This is a genomic window from Mesorhizobium sp. M0088, assembly GCF_040322895.1.
GTDB lineage: Bacteria > Pseudomonadota > Alphaproteobacteria > Rhizobiales > Rhizobiaceae > Mesorhizobium.
In genome coordinates this window covers 20,239-36,292 of sequence record NZ_JAMYUI010000036.1, presented here as the reverse complement: position 1 = coordinate 36,292, position 16,054 = coordinate 20,239, and the positions used below count along the sequence as shown (strand labels likewise).

Here is a 16,054-nt window from a genome sequence, read left to right as displayed (position 1 = left end):
ATCATCGCCGCCGTCATGCGCCCCGTACCAGCCAGACGATGCCGACGCCGATCACGATCGCCGCCAGTCCGGCGATCCGCAGCGCGTTCTCGGGCAGCGACAGCACTTCGGTGGCAAGTTTCCTGGCCAGGCCGGGAAAACCGCCATAGACCAGACCCTCTATGACAAGGACCAGGCCCATGGCGGCAAGAAAATCCTGCACCGGCCGCTACTGGCCGGTGCTGGGCTGTGCCGCCGGCGCGGCGGGTGCCGTCGCCGGAGCGTTTGGCGCAGGCGAAGCCGGCTTTGTCGGCCCCTCGCTGCCGTCAGGATTGCGGAAGAAGCGGAAGAACTCCGAGTTCGGCGACAGCACCATCGTCGTTCCGGTGTTGTCCAGCGCCGTGCCATAGGCATTCATCGACCGGTAGAAGTCGAAGAAGGCCGGATCGCGCTGATAGGCTCCCGCGAAGGTGGCGCTGCGCTGGGCTTCGCCCTCGCCGCGCAGGATTTCCGACTCTTTCTGCGCTTCGGCGACGATCTCGACCACTTCGCGATCGGCGCGGGCGGTGATGCGCTGTGCCGCTTCATTGCCGCGCGCCCTCAGCCGCGCAGCTTCCGCCAGGCGTTCCGCCTTCATGCGGTCGAAGGTCTGCTGCGAGACTTCGGCCGTGAGATCCGTGCGGCGGATACGGACATCCTCGATCTGCAGGCCGAGCGAGGTGGCGTCGGGCCTGAGCTGGTCGCGGACTTCGCGCATCATCACGGTGCGCTGTTCGGAAAGTGCGGCCTCGAAATCACGCAGACCGTAGACACGGCGCAAGGCAGCGTCGAGACGCGTCCTGAGCCGGGCTTCTGCCAGTTCGATCTGACCCGACACGGTGGAGCGGAAGACCCGCGGATCCGAGATGCGGTAGGCGATGAAGGCATCGACCTCATAGAACTTGCCGCCTGACACCTGGACGCGGATGTTGTCGAGGTCGAAGCGCAGCACCCGGTTCTCGATCAGTTGCACGGTGTCGGCGTCGAAGAACGAGAACGGCGCCTTGAAGTAGATGCCGGGTTCGCTCTTGACGTCGACGATCTCGCCGAACCTGAGCACCAGCGCCTGCTGGCGCGCATTGACCACGAAGACCGACGAATAGAGCAGGAACAGGATAACCGCTGCTGCGACGACGATGATGGGAAGACGGTTGGCCATCACTGGTTACCTCCCGTAACGCCACTGGGCGCAGCGGGCGCCGGCGCTTTCGGTTGCAGTGCCGGCAGCGGCAGATAGGGAACGACCCCTTGACCGTTGCCCTGCTCGACGATGACCTTGCTCGAATCCTTCAGAACCTTCTCCATGGTTTCCAGGTAGAGGCGCTTGCGCGTTACATCGGGCGCCTTGGCATATTCGTCATAGACCGAGATGAAGCGCTGCGCCTCACCCTCGGCTTCCTGCACGACCCGGTTCTTGTAGGCGGCCGCGTCTTCGCGGATCTGTGCGGCCTCGCCGCGCGCCTGCCCGAGCTTCTGGTTGGAGTACTGGTTGGCCTGCTCGACGAACTTGTCCTCGTCCTGCTCGGCGCGCTGCACTTCGTCGAACGCATCGGCCACTTCGCGTGGCGGTGCCGCATCCTCGATCGAGACGGCGTTGACGTTGAGACCGGCCTTGTAGCCGTCCAGCGTCGTCTGGATGATTTCACGCACCGAGGCGGCAATGCCCTGGCGGTCGTCGCGGAAGATGTCCTGCGCCGGCCGGCGACCGACGGCTTCACGCATGGCGCTTTCGGCTACCTGCCGCAGCATACCGTCGGGATCGGACACATCGAACAGATACGCGCTCGGGTCAGAGACCTGATAGGCGACCGAGAACTGGACGTTGACGATGTTCTGGTCGCCGGTAAGCATCAGCCCGGACGTGTTGCCACTTGTCGCGCCGCCGCCGCCGATATCGACGAGCTGCTCGGAAATCTTGGCCGTCTCGACGGTTTCGAGCGGCCACCAATGGAAATGCAGGCCAGGCTGCGACAGTTCGGTCTTCGGCTTGCCGAAGCGCAATTCGACCGCGACCTCGTCGGGCTGCACGGTATAAACCGCCTTGAACGCCCACAGCACCACAAGTGCAGCCGCGATCAGCGCGAAGATAGCCGGGCTCGCGCCGCCGCCACCCGGAAGCGCGCGCCGCAGCCGGTCCTGGCCGCGGCGGATGATGTCTTCGAGATCGGGAGGCGAGCCCTGTGGCCCGCTGGGTCCCTTTGGACCCTGCCCCCAGGGTCCTTGATTGTTGCCGCCGCCACCCCATGGGCCGCCGCCACCGCCGCTTTTGTCGTTCCAGGGCATGAATGTCCTTTCGCTTGGAATTCCCTCAAGCGCCGGTATTACGGCGCAAAATCCAGTATTGTTCTTCTATAGGGACGCAACGAGGCGCTTTCAACGCGATGCGCTGCCGACTTCGTCCGATTTGTCCGGTCGCGACCCTTTGTCTTCCTTCAATGCCCCTTTTTTCATTCAATGTCTCTCTCGACGCCGCTCGTAGACCGAATAACGCGTCGGGTGGCTGTCCTTTTCCCCGGCTGGGACGTCGTGCGAGCTGACAATGTGCCAGGAATCAGGATCGATCGGCGGGAAATGCGCGTCGCCGTCGACCGCTGCCAGCACATGGGTGACATGCAGGCGATCGGCCAGCAGCATGGCCTGGGCATAGATTTCGCCGCCGCCGATGACGCACACCTCGTCCACATCGGCCATGCGGCGCCCGCGCTCCGTCGCCAGTTGGATCGCGGCCTCGAGCGAATGTGCCGCCTCGACGCCCTCGGCGCGCCAGGTCTTGTCGCGGGTGACGACGATGTTCAACCTGCCCGGCAGCGGCCGGCCGATGCCCTCATAGGTCTTGCGGCCCATGATGATGGGCTTGCCCATCGTATCGGCTCTGAAGCGCTTGAGATCGGTGGAGAGCCGCCACGGGAGCCCGCCGTCCCGCCCGATCACGCCGTTCTCGGCGATGGCAACGTAGATTGCGACGTGCATCAATTGCCGTCCGTTGGCTCGAGGATCAGGATGTCGATGTCGCGCTCGGGGTAGAAATCATCCGCCGTCATCTCGAATGTCGTCGGTCCGGTCTTTTTGACATTGTCGCCGCAGAACGAGACCAGGGCTTTCGGATTGCCCTTGTCGATCGTCAGCTTGAACTTGCCGATCGTGCCGGTGGCCCAGTTGCCGCCGGTGGTCAGGATATAGGCGATGCGGTTCTCGACATATTTGGGGTAGCCGTCAGGGTCGTCCTTGGCAGCCTTGCGCACCGCATTTTCGAATGTGCCATCCATGCAATAGCGGGCCTTGTAGGCCGCATACTGTCCCTGGAATTTGCCGTCGTAGAAGAAGCTGACTGAAGACGTGCCGCCGACGCTCGGTCTGTAGTGGTGGGAAACATGGACGTCCTTGTTGGCCGGAAAGGTCGAGCGCCACCAGTAGGTCGAACGCAGTTGCCAGAACGGCGTGTAGACCTTGGTCGTCTCGGTGCCGTCGCTGCCGGTGTCCTCGATGATGATGCCGCGGTTGACCCAGTCATCGACAACCGCTTGCGGCAGCTTGGCCAGCGCCGCCTTCGCCGCATCGCCGAATGGATAGAATGGCACGTTTTGCGCCTTCAACTCGGCGCTGATGTCGATGCCGAGCGCAAACACCTTCTGCTCCAACTGCGGCTTGACGGCAACGCCGTCGATCGTCACCTCGAAGCCGAGGAAATTGTCGCTCTGGTTTTCAGGGATCGCCGGGATTTCTTCGGGATTGCCCGATATTTCGGGCATCGGAAAGGCGACAATGGCCTCGACATCCCTGTCGGTGTTGTTATGGAAGACATAGTCGACTGTCACCTTTTCCGGCGAGATGAAAAGGTCCTCGCTTTGCATCGCCACGGCATCGCTGCGCGACAGGATCAGGCCGCCAGTGCCGAGTTCGGCAACCGAATCATTGGCGAAGGCGGGCGCGGGCGACAGGGCCAGCACGGCGGTCAGAATATATCGCAACATGGAAGCCCCTCGGCTGGAATGCTTGCAGGACCCTAGCGGTTTCAACGTGGCGTTCAAAGCCCTTCCGCATCCGCTAGCGCACCATAGGGAGCTGGACTACGGTCTGGACACGCGCCAGCGCGGTCTGGACTAACAGGTTCCGATCGGGCAGGAGATCGCCCATGCGCAAGCTTCTCGTCATCGGCATCGGCGCCGGCAATCCCGACCACATGACCGTTCAGGCTATATCAGGCCTGAACCAGGCGGATGTGCTGTTCATTCCCGACAAGGGTGCGAAAAAAAATGAACTGGCCGAACTGCGCCGCCGGATATGCGACCGCTTCGTCACCAATCCGAAGTCGCGCCGCGTCGAATTCGACGTGCCGGTGCGCGACATGCCGGTAGAAGATGGGCCGGAGCCCTCCTACCGCGCGACCGTCGATGACTGGCACGAAGCCATCGCCGCCATTTACGAAGGCCTGATCCGCGACGAGATTGCAGGCGATGGCTGCGGCGCCTTCCTGATCTGGGGCGATCCTTCGCTCTACGACAGCGCGTTGCGCATCCTCGAGCGCGTGAGCCAGCGAGGCAATGTGGCGTTCGAACTTGAGGTGATCCCCGGCATTACCGCCGTCCAGGCGCTTGCCGCCAGCCACAAGATGGCGCTGAACCGCATCGGCGATTCCGTCCTCATCACCACCGGCCGCCGCCTGACCGAGGAAGGCATGCCGGACAATGCCGGCAGCGCGGTCGTCCTGCTCGACGGCAAATGCGCTTTCAACACGCTGGCCGACAAGGATGTCGTCATCCATTGGGGCGCCTATCTCGGAACGGAAGACGAGATCACTCTCTCCGGCAGGATCGGTGACATCGGCGCAAAGATCGAAAAGGTTCGAGAGGAAGCCCGTCGGCGGAAGGGCTGGATCATGGACAGCTATTTGCTGCGCAAGCCCGAATAGGAAGGCAATAGGGGAGTAAGGCAGTAGGTGAATGACGTTTTGTGTTGGAAGGCAGCACGCGAATGCCTCCCTACTGCCCTACTGCCCTACTGCCCTACTGCCCTACTGCCCTACTGCCCTACTGCCCTACTGCCCTACTGCCCTCACCCAGCATCAATCTCCGCCTGCAATGCCTCCATATGCGCCGCCGCCGCGGCCGAGGCTGCGCGCTCGATGGCGCGGAAGCGGCTGACCACAGCCAGGCCGACCGCCGTCAACTGTGCGCCGCCGCCCTTGCGGCCGCCGGTCTGTGCCGCCACCAGCGGTTTGCCGAACACCCGGTTCATGTCCTCGACCAGGTCCCAGGCGTGCTTATAGGACATCTCCATGCCGCGAGCGGCGGCCGAGATGGAGCCGAAGGCGGCGATCTGTTCCAGGAGTTCGATCTTGCCCGGCCCGACGCGCCCGTCGGGATCGAGATTTATCCGCAAGCTCAGCGACGGCATCTTTGCTCTCCGCGGTCACAACCCAACCCCATACTAGAAGCTCCCTGGTGAAGCCGCTATTCCAAAAAGACATAGCGGGATCATCCATCCGCCTCGGCGGGCAGGCCGGCGCCGGTGTTCGCCCGATCGAAGCTCACCGTCTTGATCACCGCGAAAACCTTGCCGCCAAGATGAAGCTTCAGCGCCTGCCGCGACTGTTCGGTGATGCGGGCAAGCACGGTTGCGCCATTGCAGTCGATACCGACCTCGACCGCGGGCCCTTCGCCCGGGCTCATCGCGGTAATGGTCCCCGGCAGGATGTTGAGCGCGCTGAGGCCCGTCGGCTTTTCGGTGGCGATCATCACATCGCGGGCGCGAATACGGATGCGCACCGGCGTACCTGCCTTCATCGCCAGCTGTGGCACCCGGAGCTCGCCCGCGGCCGAGCCGAGCACGGTCATGCCGAAAGTCTCGTCGTGATGCAGCACCCTGGTGTCCAGCACGGCGCCCCCCTCGCCGCGCTCCTCCGCCGGCAACAGGTCGAGCCTTTGCATCACCGCCTCGGTCGGCCCGCTGGCAACGACATTGCCCTGTGCCAGCATCACCACGTCGCTGGCCAGCCTCGCCACTTCGGCGACCGAATGACTGACATAGACGATCGGGATTTTCGTCTCGTCGCGCAGCCTTTCGACATAGGGCAGGATTTCGGCCTTGCGCGCTTCGTCGAGCGAGGCCAGCGGTTCGTCCATGAGCAGCAGTCTGGGGCTGGCAAGCAATGCCCGGCCGATCGCCACGCGCTGTTTCTCGCCGCCCGAGAGCTTTGCCGGCCGCCTGTTCATGAGCGGCCCGATGCCGAGCAGGTCGACGACGGCATCGATATCGGCGTAGCGCTCCGCCGGCGGCGTGAACCAGCGGCCGTAGCGAAGATTGCCGGCAACGCTCAAATGCGGAAACAGCCGTGCGTCCTGGAACACCATGCCGATGCGGCGCTTGTGCTTCGGCACGAAAATGCCGGCATCGGTATCGACCAGCACACGGCCGTCGACCTCGATGCGTCCCCTGTCGGGCCGGATCAGCCCGGCAATCATGTCGATCAGCGTCGTCTTGCCCGAACCAGACGCTCCGAACAGCGCCGTCAGCCGCCCGGCGCTTTCGAAGCGGGCGTCGATGGCGAAACCACCCAGCCGATGACTGATGTCGACGAGAACGCTCATTCGATGTCCAGTCGCCGGCCGACACGCCGCGCCAGCACCTCCGAAGCCACAAGTGCTGCCATGGAGATGACGATGGAGATCAGCGTCAGGCGGAGCGCCCCTTCATCGCCACCCGGCACCTGCGTGAAGGTGTAGATCGCCGACGGCAATGTCTGCGTCTCATTGGGAATGTTGGAGACGAAGGTGATGGTGGCGCCGAACTCGCCCATCGCCTTGGCGAAGGCCAGGATGGCGCCGGCGATCAGCCCGGGCAGGATCAGGGGCAGCGTGATGGTGGCGAACACCCAGAGCGGATTGGCGCCGAGCGTTCCCGCCGCCGCTTCCATCTTGCGGTCCACCGCCTCGATCGACAGCCGGATCGCCCGCACCATCAGGGGAAAGCCCATGACGCCGCAGGCCAGCGCCGCACCTGTCCAGCGGAAGGAGAAGACAATGCCGAAATGCTCGGCCAGGAAGGCGCCGGCGGGGCCACGCCGGCCGAAGGTGAGCAGCAGCAGATAACCGGTCACCACGGGCGGCAGGATCAGCGGCAGATGCACCAGCCCGTTGAGCAGCGTCTTGCCCCAGAATTGTCCCCGGGCAAGCAGCAGTGCGATCAAGATGCCAGGCGGCAGGCTGGCGAGCATCGCCACCGTCGCCACCTTGATGGACAGCCGGACCGCATTCCATTCGTCAGGAGTGAGGTCCAGCAGCCAGTTCATAGTGCCCCTTGGAACTCAGTTGCTCGGCGCGAGCACGGTAAATCCCTGATCCTTGAACAGCGCGGCCGCCTTGGCCGACTGCAGGCATTTCAGGAAAGCCGGCGTATCCTTGTCCTTCGAATCGGTGGTCTGGGCAACCGGATAGATGATCGGCGGGTGCGAATCCTCCGGGAAGGTGCCGACCACCTTGACGCCCTTTTCGGCATGCGCGTCGGTGGCATAGACAATGCCAAGGGCGGCTTCGCCCGTCGAAACCAGCTTCAGCGCCGCGCGCACGTTTTCGGCCTGCGCCACCTTGCCCTCGACCGAGGACCAGACGCCGAGCGATTCAAGTGCGGCCTTGCCGTATTTGCCGGCCGGCACCGCCTTGAAATCGCCCATGGCGAGCTTGCCGTCGCCGATCAGCTTGGCGAGGTCGAAGCCCTTCTCGATCCTGGTTTCGACCGCCGAGTCCTTCGGCGCCACCAGCACGATCTCATTGCCGAGCAGCTTCACTTCGGTGTCCGGCTTGCTCAGCTTCTTGTCGGAGAGATATTTCATCCAGTCGAGGTCGGCCGAGATGAAGACGTCGGCAGGCGCCCCGCCCTCGATCTGCTTGGCCAGCGCCGAGCTCGCGGCATAGGAGACGGTCGCCGCCTCGCCGACATCGGCCTCGCAGGCCTTGTTCACGGCGTCGAGCGCATCCTTGAGGCTGGCCGCGGCAAACACCACCACCTTGTCTTCCGCATGTGCTGCCGGCACCGCCGCCATCAACATCGCCGCAAAACCCCCAATGGTGATCGCCCTCGATGCAAAACCTATGCGCGTCATGGAAGACTCTCCCTGGTTTGAAATCCGGCCGGCTCGAAGCCCGCTAACCGATATATCCGTATGAATATAACAAGGGAAGGCCCGGCGCCCCATGAAAGCGCCTGTACGACACCGATTGTTCTGATGAGACCGGCAAAGAAAACCCTGGAAAGGAAACTCCGATGAAGATCAGCGCCCGCAATATCCTCAAGGGAACTATCGCCGAGATCGCCAAGGGAGCCACCACCTCGCATGTCAGGATCGACATCGGTGGCGGCGCCATCGTCACCGCCTCGATCACCAACGAGGCCGTCGCCGATCTCAAGCTCGAAAAGGGCAAGCAGGCCTATGCCGTGGTCAAGGCCTCGGACGTGATGGTCGGCATCGACTGAAATTTGCGGCCTTAGACCGCGATCGGCGCCTTGATCGACGCATCGGCGACGTAGTTTTCCAGCCGGAAATCGTCGAAGCGGAAGGCGAACAGATCCTTCACCTCCGGATTGATCCACATCGTCGGCAGCACCTTCGGCGTGCGCCGCAGTTGTTCGCGTGCTTGCTCGAAATGGTTCGAGTAGAGATGCGCATCACCGAGCGTGTGGACGAAATCGCCGGGTTTCAGCCCGGTGACCTGCGCCACCATCAAGGTCAGCAGGGCATAGGACGCGATGTTGAACGGCACGCCGAGAAAGATATCGGCCGAACGCTGGTAAAGCTGACAGGAGAGCCGCCCTTCCGAAACATAGAACTGGAAAAGGCAGTGGCAGGGCGGCAGCGCCATCGCTTCCACTTCGGCCGGATTCCACGCCGAAACGATCAGCCGCCGCGATTGAGGATTTTTGCGTATCTCCTTGAGAAGATTCGCGATCTGGTCGATCGAGCCGCCATGGCCATCCGGCCAGGAGCGCCATTGCTTGCCGTAGACCGGGCCGAGATCGCCATTCTCGTCGGCCCATTCGTCCCAGATCGAAACGCCGTTATCGGTGAGGTATTTGATGTTGGTGTCGCCGGCCAGGAACCACAGAAGCTCATGGATGATCGACTTGAGATGCAGCTTCTTGGTCGTGGTGACGGGAAAGCCGCGCGCCAGGTCGAAACGCATCTGGTAGCCGAAGACGGAGCGCGTTCCGGTGCCGGTGCGGTCGCCGCGATCGGCGCCGTTGTCCAGTACGTGCTGCAGGAGGTCGAGATACTGGCGCATCGGTTCCGGCTCGATTCGGTTGTCCAGCCATCATAGCTGACGGACAGGCAATCGAACACCACAAAGCAGCGCAAGCCCTGCCCGAAGGCTGCCAGTCCCCAACAACATCAGGGCTGACGCATGGACCGCGCCAGCCCCTGCAAATTGACGTGCGGTCGTCAGAGGGAGCCGAGTTTACCCAGGTCCTTGGCAACCAGATAGTAGAAGGTAACCCGGTTCTTGGTACTGTCGGCGGCCATCGCCTTGCAGACCTTCTCGATCGAAGCGTCGGCCTTGTTGTCGTCCGATATGCCGAGCTTCTTCGCAACCCAGCCAGCCTTGACGCGCTCTAGCTCCTTCGGATCGGTGCAGGACACCAGCGAGGAATCGCGGTTCCGGAGCGCAATGCCAAGATGCTTCACGATTTTGTCGACCACGTCGGCACTCGCCGAGGCATCGTATTTCTTCACGTCTGCAAGATAGTCGGCCATCAAAATTCCCCTCGTCGGCGCCACGGATCCGATCGATGAGGGCTGTGGCGCGCTGCTGCAACATGTGCGCTAGGTCGGTAACTCCTCACCGGGGCAAAGCTTCGGTTGAGACCGCGCCCAAGTCAACCCTTTGGACTTGCGGTTTTGTCAGGGGGACAAAGTGCCATTGCGGCCTTCCATTTCTTGCGATGGCCCCCTATATTCGGTTTGTCGGCTTGACCGACTATGGCGATAAATGGGCGATGAAATAAGCCGTTCGGACCCGGGGGCGGTACCCGGCGCCTCCACCAAAAGCCGCTGCTGATGACAGAGCGGTTTTTGCTGGGGGCGAAATAGGATCGACGAAGGTGTAAAGATCGTACTTTTGCCCGGCATGGTACCACCGTCATCGGGCTAAACCTGTAGTTGCAAATGACAACTATGCGGAAGCACGTCTCGCCGCGTAAGCGGTGCGATAGCTTCAAATCAAGCCCTAGAGGTTCGCACTTCTAGGCGGGGTTCGGAGGTACCTGGCAACAGAAACCTCCACTTCTCCCCTCCTCCTCAACATGCGTTACGCACAACGGCAGCTCCCGCCGGCCAACTTCGCACGCCCTCGGGCCGCGAAGCCGCCCTGCCGCGTGCCACCTCTCCACGGACAAAACATGCAAAACGATTCCGATCGATTCTTCGTGCTGACCGGCGGTCCCGGCTCCGGCAAGACCACCCTGATCGAAGCGCTGCGCCACGCAGGCTTTTCCACCTCGGTGGAAGCCGGGCGCGGTATTATCCGCGACCAGTCCGCCATTGGCGGACCCGCTTTGCCCTGGCATGATCGCGCGCTGTTCGCCGAGTTGATGCTGTCATGGGAGATGCGCTCGTATCAAATCGCGCAAGAACAGACCGGGCGTCCTGTTTTCTTCGATCGGGGCGTTCCGGACACGCTTGGCTACCTCAGGCTGAGCGGCCTGCCGCTACCCGAACACATCGACGCCGCCGCCAAGCGTTTCCGCTACAACCCCCGCATCTTCGTCGCCCCGCTTTGGCCGGAGATCTTCGCGCAGGATGAAGAGCGCAAGCAGACGCTCGACGAGGCCGAGCGTACCCACCATGCGCTGGTCGGCATCTACACGGAACTGGGCTATGAGATGATTCCGTTGCCGCTGGCACCCGTCGAGGCGCGGCTGCGCTTCGTGCTGGCCGAGACAGGATTGGCGTGAAAAAGGCCGGGATGAACCCCGGCCTTTTTCATTTGTTTTGGTTATTCCGCCGGTGCCTCGGCAACCTCGCGCGAGCGGCCGAGCGTGACCTTGGCCAGCGTGAAGGAAATCACCGCACAGAGCGTGATGCCGGCCACCATCGGCAGCGGCGTGCCATCGAAGAACACGCCGGCAACGCCCATGGCGAGCGCACCGATGGCGAAGTGCAGCGTGCCCATCAGCGCCGACGCCGTGCCGGCGATCTCGCCATGCTCTTCCATGGCCAGCACCGAGGTGGTCGGAATGACCAGGCCGAGGAAGCCGTAGCCGACGAACAGCAGGGCCGCCATCACGTCGAGCCGGTCGACGCCCGTCGCCATGATCGCCAACAGCACCACCATCGTCGAGGCATAGCCGGTCACCGCGACACGCACCACGCGGCGCAGCCCAAAACGCTCGGCCAGCAGCCCGGTCAGCTGCGACATGCCGATGAAAGCCACCGCATTGATCGAGAAGAACACGCTGTAGACCGAAGGCGACAGCCCGTAATGGTCGATCAGAATGAAGGACGAGCTCGACAGATAGACGAAGAAGCTCGCAATGCCGAAGCCGGCGATCGCCACCAGGCCAAGGAAATTGCGGTCGCCCATCAGGAAGCGATAGCCGGCAAGCGCGGTTCCGAAGGAGGAACCGACGCGTTCTTCAGCCGGCCGCGTCTCCTTGAGCGAGGTTGCGAGCAGCACCGTGGCAAGGGCGGCCGCGCCCGTCACCGTCCAGAACACGGCGCGCCAGCCGAAACTCTCGATGATCACGCTGCCGGTCAGCGGCGCCAGGATAGGCGACACCGAGAACACCAGCATCAGCAAGGACATCAGCTTGGCGGCCTCATTGCCGGTGTGCAGGTCGCGCACAATGGCGCGCGGAACGGCCATGCCGGCGCTGGCGCCAAGCCCTTGCAGGAAACGGAAAGCGATCAGCCATTCGATGGTCGGCGCCATTGCCGAACCGATGCCGCCAACCATGAACAGCGCAAGGCCGCCATAAAGCGGCAGCTTGCGGCCGACCATGTCGGAGATCGGCCCGACGACGATCTGGCCAAAACCCATCGACAGGAAGAAGATCAACAGGCTCATCTGCACGGCAGCGGTGCTGGCATGCAGATCCGCGCCGATCGACGGCAACGCGGGCAGATACATGTCGATGGCGAACGGGCCGATGGCGGACAACAAGCCGAGCACGACCGCGATGCGGAGGAATTTGGGACTCATGATAAAGGCTTCTTTCAAATCTGGTTGCCGCCGCCAGGCGACGTCTAACCTAGGACGTTCCATCCCGTGAGATTCCGACACCTCAAGAGCGAATCCTATTCGTCTCTCTCACGCGAAATCTCTTTATCTTGTGTCCACAAATTTAGACACTCTTGTCTAAATCGTCAATCACCTCTATATAGTTTTTTATGAAGCTGCACGTTTCTCCTGACATTTTCCCGCCACGCGGCCATGAGGCCAAGCGCCTCTCGATCGTCGACTCCGCCGCCACCGTGTTTTGCCGCGAAGGTTTCGCCGGCGCCAACATCGATCTGATCGCCGCCGAAGCCGGCGTTTCGCGTCAGACCATCTACAACCATCATGGCGACAAGGAGAGACTGTTCGTCGCTGTGGTCCGCGACCTCACCGAACGCTGCAATGCCGGCATCTTCGCCACCATTGCCACCTTCCCCGACCAGCCGGGGGATCTCGAAGCCGACCTGATCGGCTTTGCCGTGCGCCTGAACCAGAACTGCATCTGCAACCGCGACGGAAAATTCCTGCGCAAGCTGATCCAGACCGAAGGCGAGCGCTATCCCGAACTGTTTGCCGAATGGCGCGAACAGGGTCCGGGCAGGACATGGCCAGCAATCGCCGCCCGCTTCGCCCGCCTCGCCTATGGCGGCCATCTCACGATCGAGGATCCCGACGTGGCGGCACGCCAGTTCCTTGGCCTCGTCAATGCCGAACTGCAGACCACCTTCATGCTTGGCGGCTCGCCGCGCGAGGACGAGGTGCTGCAATCCGCGACCAATGGCGTGCGCACCTTCCTGCGCGCCTTCGGCAAGCGCCGGTCCGCGGCCTCGTCCGAAAAGCAAAGCGCGCTCACCAGCGCCGCCTGAGCGATCAAATCGCTGGCAATAGTCTTCGCTTCCGCGCGAGGGTGATCTATATGCGGTTTACGCCGCCCTCAAGCTTGATTACAGCTATGCGGACGATTCAACGGAACCCGACCGCCACATGGCCGACGACCACATCCGCTACGACATTCTGGCCCAGGAGGCGTTGCGCGGCGTCATGCGCAAGGTCCTGGCCGAGGTCGCGCGCACCGGCCTCCCCGGCAACCACCACTTCTTCATCACCTTCCTGACCGGCGCGCCGGGCGTACGCGTGTCTTCGCGGCTGCGCGAGCGCTATCCCGAGCAGATGACCATCGTCATCCAGTTCCAGTATTGGGACCTGAAGGTGACCGATACCGGCTTCGAGGTTGGCCTGTCCTTCTCCGATGTTCCGGAAAAACTCGAAATCCCGTTCTCGGCCGTGCGCGGCTTCTATGATCCCTCGGTCAATTTCGAGCTCGAATTCGACGTCAAGACGGATGGCGCGGCAGCCGAGGAACCGGCTGCGCCAACTCCGGAGCCGCTGACCATCGTCTCCGAGAAAAAGCCGAAGGCCGAGAAGAAGGCCGCCGCCGAGGCGGAGAAGAAGCCTGCGGCCGCGGACGCCGCCACCAAGGGCGCCGAAGTGGTCTCGCTCGACGCCTTCCGCAAGAAATAGGCCGGCGACTTACGCCGTGGCCGAAATCGTCAATCTCCGCCAGGCCCGCAAGCAAAAGGCGCGGGACGAAAAGCTGCGCGCCGCCGAACAGAATCGCGCGCTGCACGGCCGCTCCAAGGCCGAAAAAGAACGCGACCGCATCGCCGCCGACAAGAGTGAAAAATTCGTTGCCGGGCATCGTCGTGAAAAGCCCGGCGACCCTGACGACCTATGAGCCCGGTCGAAAAGCGTTCGGTGACCATTCGCGGCCACCGCACCAGCTACTCGCTCGAAAAACCCTTCTATGACGACCTCGTCGCGATCGCGGCGACCAGAAAGCTGACGCTCGCCGCGCTTGTCGCCGAAGTCGACGAGACAAGGCCCCGCGACACCAACCTGTCCTCTGCGTTGAGGCTCCATGTCCTGGAGTGGGCGAAGCGCGGAACGGATTTCTAGAGGCCCTCGACCGCCGCTTCCTTCTTCCTGCGTCTGGTGCCGAAGCCAAGCAAGGTCGAACGCTCGCGCTCCTCGGCCTGCTTCCTCGACCGCACGCGCATCAGATCCTTCCAGCCGACATAGCCGACCAGTTGCGAGCCTTCGCGAGTGACGACGGGCAGATGAGAGACGTTGGCCGTCAGCAGCTTGTCGGAGAGGCCTTCGAGATATTCATCCGGATAGGCCAGCGTCACCTTGCTGCCGGCCAGCAGTTCGCCAAGCGTCGTCGTGCGGTGCGTGCCGGCACGTCTCCAGCGCAATATCGCCGGCGGATCGATGAGGCCCAGCACATGGCCGTGCTCATCGACCACCGGGAAACTCGGATGCCGCGTCTCCGGCGCGGTCAGGAACGCTGCCGCGCCATGCAGTGTCATCGTCGCCGGCACGCTTTCGACCTGTGAGGTCATCACCTCGCGCACCCTGGTCAGGGCGAAAGGGTCGACGCGGTATTCGCGAACCAGATGATGTCCCCTTCTGGCGATCTTTTCGGTCAGGATCGACCGCTTCATCAGAAGCACGGTGACGGCGTGCGCCGCGGCGCAGGCAGCAATCAGCGGCACCAGCATATGTGTGTTGCCGGTCAATTCGACGGCGAAGAACGTGGCGGTCAGCGGCGCACGCATCGTGCCGCCCATCGTGGCGGCCATTGCCAGCAGCGCCCAGAAACCCGGATCCGCGGCAGGCAGAACGCCGGCGAGCACAGCGCCCATGGCCCCGCCCATGATCAACAGCGGCGCCAGCACACCTCCCGACGTTCCCGAGCCGAGCGCAACCGACCAGATGATCGCCTTGACCACCAGCAGCAGAAGGGCCGCCGTCGCGACGGTGCGGCCGTCCAGCATGTCGGTGATGTTGTCATAGCCGACGCCGAGCGCGTGCGGCTCGATCAGCCCGCCGATGCCGACCACCAGGCCGCCGAGCATCGGCCACCACATCCAGTGGATCGGCAGTTTCTGAAAACCGTCCTCGCAGGCATAGACCATCTGCGTCAGCAGCCCCGACAAAAGTCCCGCACAAACGCCGATCGCCACCCAGCCGGCAAGGCCGACAAAGGACACCTCCATGCCGCCCTGAAACGGAAAGATCGGTCCAGGCAGATGCAGCATGGTGCGCTCGACCTCGGCGATAACAGCTGCCACCGCCACAGGGATGAAGCTGCGCGGGGTCCATTCGAAAAGCAGCAGTTCGACCGCAAGCATGATGGCGGCGATCGGTGTTCCGAACACCGTGGTCATGCCTGCTGCCGCACCAGCCACCAACAGCGTCTTGCGTTCGTTGTCGCTGACCGGCAGCATCTGCGCGATCAGCGAGCCGATCGCGCCGCCTGTCATGATGATCGGGCCTTCGGCGCCGAACGGTCCGCCGGAGCCGATCGAGATCGCCGACGACAGCGGCTTCAGGATCGCCACCTTGGCGTCGAGTTTTGAGCGCCCGAGCAGGATCGCCTCGATGGCCTCGGGAATGCCATGGCCGCGGATCTTCTCGCTGCCGAAGCGCGCCATCAGGCCGATGATCAGCGCACCGATCACCGGGACGATGACGGCGGCAAGCCCAAGCGGTGTGTCCTCAAGCTTCAGGTCGGCAAGCGAGAACTGGCCGAAATAGGCGATGTTGGTGGCCAGCCGGATCAGCTTCAAAAGCGCGATGCCGGCAACCAGTCCGGCTGTCGCCACCACCACGGCAATGGCGGCGACGAGCAGCACCCTGGCGTCCGTGGTGAAATCACGCAGATGCTCCGGGTTCGAGTGAGGGGTCTTCATGGCGGGCTTTGCTTCCTGGCGGCGGGCCGAATGTGGATATGCGGCACGGTCGAAGCGGCCAGCCGGGCTTGTCGG

At 63.1% G+C, this 16,054-nt stretch carries 20 protein-coding genes and 1 other RNA gene; 8 read left to right on the top strand and 13 right to left on the bottom strand.

Features of this window, described 5'->3' with window-relative positions; genetic code table 11:
• Positions 1-13: 13 nt before the first annotated feature.
• From NKJ67_RS31950 to NKJ67_RS31930, 5 genes are all read right to left on the bottom strand, one after another.
• Complete coding sequence (locus tag NKJ67_RS31950; RefSeq protein ID WP_023813072.1) at positions 14-202, bottom strand: DUF2065 domain-containing protein; 189 nt, start codon at positions 200-202, stop codon at positions 14-16.
• 6 nt (positions 203-208) lie between these two features.
• A complete protein-coding gene (hflC, locus tag NKJ67_RS31945) occupies positions 209-1,177 on the bottom strand; it encodes a protease modulator HflC (RefSeq protein ID WP_352585301.1) in 969 nt (322 codons plus the stop codon).
• Positions 1,177-2,301: an FtsH protease activity modulator HflK gene (gene hflK, locus NKJ67_RS31940; protein ID WP_023813074.1), complete on the bottom strand. Its 1,125-nt coding sequence runs from the start codon at positions 2,299-2,301 to the stop codon at positions 1,177-1,179. Before hflK ends, hflC begins: the two co-directional genes overlap by 1 nt.
• Before the next feature lie 168 nt (positions 2,302-2,469).
• The gene (locus NKJ67_RS31935) at positions 2,470-2,988 is read right to left on the bottom strand and encodes a dihydrofolate reductase (protein ID WP_127271784.1); all 519 of its coding nucleotides are present in this window, start codon (positions 2,986-2,988) and stop codon (positions 2,470-2,472) included.
• Positions 2,988-3,989: a DUF4424 domain-containing protein gene (locus tag NKJ67_RS31930; protein ID WP_127271786.1), complete on the bottom strand. Its 1,002-nt coding sequence runs from the start codon at positions 3,987-3,989 to the stop codon at positions 2,988-2,990. Before NKJ67_RS31930 ends, NKJ67_RS31935 begins: the two co-directional genes overlap by 1 nt.
• A 161-nt stretch (positions 3,990-4,150) precedes the next feature.
• Between NKJ67_RS31930 and cobF the strand changes: the two genes are divergently transcribed.
• The gene (cobF, locus tag NKJ67_RS31925) at positions 4,151-4,927 is read left to right on the top strand and encodes a precorrin-6A synthase (deacetylating) (protein WP_352585298.1); all 777 of its coding nucleotides are present in this window, start codon (positions 4,151-4,153) and stop codon (positions 4,925-4,927) included.
• Between the two features lie 143 nt (positions 4,928-5,070).
• Here the strand turns inward: cobF and NKJ67_RS31920 are convergent, their stop codons facing one another.
• The 4 genes from NKJ67_RS31920 to modA form a co-directional block, all read right to left on the bottom strand.
• Complete coding sequence (locus tag NKJ67_RS31920; RefSeq protein WP_127271788.1) at positions 5,071-5,412, bottom strand: winged helix-turn-helix domain-containing protein; 342 nt, start codon at positions 5,410-5,412, stop codon at positions 5,071-5,073.
• An 80-nt stretch (positions 5,413-5,492) separates the two neighbouring features.
• The gene (modC, locus tag NKJ67_RS31915) at positions 5,493-6,605 is read right to left on the bottom strand and encodes a molybdenum ABC transporter ATP-binding protein (RefSeq protein ID WP_127322543.1); all 1,113 of its coding nucleotides are present in this window, start codon (positions 6,603-6,605) and stop codon (positions 5,493-5,495) included.
• Positions 6,602-7,306: a molybdate ABC transporter permease subunit gene (gene modB / locus NKJ67_RS31910; RefSeq protein ID WP_352585295.1), complete on the bottom strand. Its 705-nt coding sequence runs from the start codon at positions 7,304-7,306 to the stop codon at positions 6,602-6,604. The genes modC and modB overlap by 4 nt, the downstream gene beginning before the upstream one ends.
• A gap of 15 nt (positions 7,307-7,321) precedes the next feature.
• On the bottom strand, positions 7,322-8,116 hold the full coding sequence (gene modA / locus NKJ67_RS31905; protein WP_352585293.1) for a molybdate ABC transporter substrate-binding protein: 795 nt from the start codon (positions 8,114-8,116) through the stop codon (positions 7,322-7,324).
• Between the two features lie 161 nt (positions 8,117-8,277).
• On the opposite strand from modA, the gene NKJ67_RS31900 reads away from it, so the two are divergent.
• A complete protein-coding gene (locus NKJ67_RS31900) occupies positions 8,278-8,487 on the top strand; it encodes a TOBE domain-containing protein (RefSeq protein ID WP_256747017.1) in 210 nt (69 codons plus the stop codon).
• An 11-nt stretch (positions 8,488-8,498) separates the two neighbouring features.
• On the opposite strand, the gene NKJ67_RS31895 is transcribed toward NKJ67_RS31900, so the two are convergent.
• Both NKJ67_RS31895 and NKJ67_RS31890 read right to left on the bottom strand, forming a co-directional pair.
• The gene (locus tag NKJ67_RS31895) at positions 8,499-9,293 is read right to left on the bottom strand and encodes a thymidylate synthase (RefSeq protein ID WP_352585291.1); all 795 of its coding nucleotides are present in this window, start codon (positions 9,291-9,293) and stop codon (positions 8,499-8,501) included.
• 158 nt (positions 9,294-9,451) lie between these two features.
• Entirely contained in the window at positions 9,452-9,763 is a 312-nt protein-coding gene (locus NKJ67_RS31890; RefSeq protein ID WP_127271793.1) for a DUF2853 family protein, read from the bottom strand.
• A gap of 170 nt (positions 9,764-9,933) precedes the next feature.
• Here NKJ67_RS31890 and ssrA point away from each other — a divergent pair.
• Both ssrA and NKJ67_RS31880 read left to right on the top strand, forming a co-directional pair.
• Positions 9,934-10,293, top strand: a transfer-messenger RNA (tmRNA) gene (gene ssrA / locus NKJ67_RS31885).
• 114 nt (positions 10,294-10,407) lie between these two features.
• Positions 10,408-10,962 (top strand): AAA family ATPase, encoded by a 555-nt coding sequence (locus NKJ67_RS31880; protein ID WP_352585289.1) that lies wholly within the window; start codon positions 10,408-10,410, stop codon positions 10,960-10,962.
• Positions 10,963-11,003: 41 nt separating this feature from the next.
• Here the strand turns inward: NKJ67_RS31880 and NKJ67_RS31875 are convergent, their stop codons facing one another.
• On the bottom strand, positions 11,004-12,209 hold the full coding sequence (locus NKJ67_RS31875; RefSeq protein WP_127396237.1) for a multidrug effflux MFS transporter: 1,206 nt from the start codon (positions 12,207-12,209) through the stop codon (positions 11,004-11,006).
• A 188-nt stretch (positions 12,210-12,397) separates the two neighbouring features.
• Here NKJ67_RS31875 and NKJ67_RS31870 point away from each other — a divergent pair, with 188 nt between their 5' ends.
• The 4 genes from NKJ67_RS31870 to NKJ67_RS31855 all read left to right on the top strand — a co-directional run bounded on the left by NKJ67_RS31870 (position 12,398) and on the right by NKJ67_RS31855 (position 14,180).
• Positions 12,398-13,090, top strand: a complete 693-nt coding sequence (locus NKJ67_RS31870; RefSeq protein ID WP_352585286.1) for a TetR/AcrR family transcriptional regulator — start codon at positions 12,398-12,400, stop codon at positions 13,088-13,090.
• 118 nt (positions 13,091-13,208) lie between these two features.
• Positions 13,209-13,745, top strand: a complete 537-nt coding sequence (locus NKJ67_RS31865) for an SspB family protein (RefSeq protein WP_027160604.1) — start codon at positions 13,209-13,211, stop codon at positions 13,743-13,745.
• 16 nt (positions 13,746-13,761) lie between these two features.
• Positions 13,762-13,959, top strand: a complete 198-nt coding sequence (locus NKJ67_RS31860; protein ID WP_352585284.1) for a DUF4169 family protein — start codon at positions 13,762-13,764, stop codon at positions 13,957-13,959.
• A complete protein-coding gene (locus NKJ67_RS31855; RefSeq protein WP_127328907.1) occupies positions 13,956-14,180 on the top strand; it encodes a ribbon-helix-helix domain-containing protein in 225 nt (74 codons plus the stop codon). The genes NKJ67_RS31860 and NKJ67_RS31855 overlap by 4 nt, the downstream gene beginning before the upstream one ends.
• Here NKJ67_RS31855 and NKJ67_RS31850 read toward each other — a convergent pair.
• Positions 14,177-15,979: a chloride channel protein gene (locus tag NKJ67_RS31850; RefSeq protein WP_352585282.1), complete on the bottom strand. Its 1,803-nt coding sequence runs from the start codon at positions 15,977-15,979 to the stop codon at positions 14,177-14,179. The two genes, NKJ67_RS31855 and NKJ67_RS31850, sit on opposite strands and share 4 nt — an antisense overlap.
• Positions 15,980-16,054: the final 75 nt, after the last annotated feature.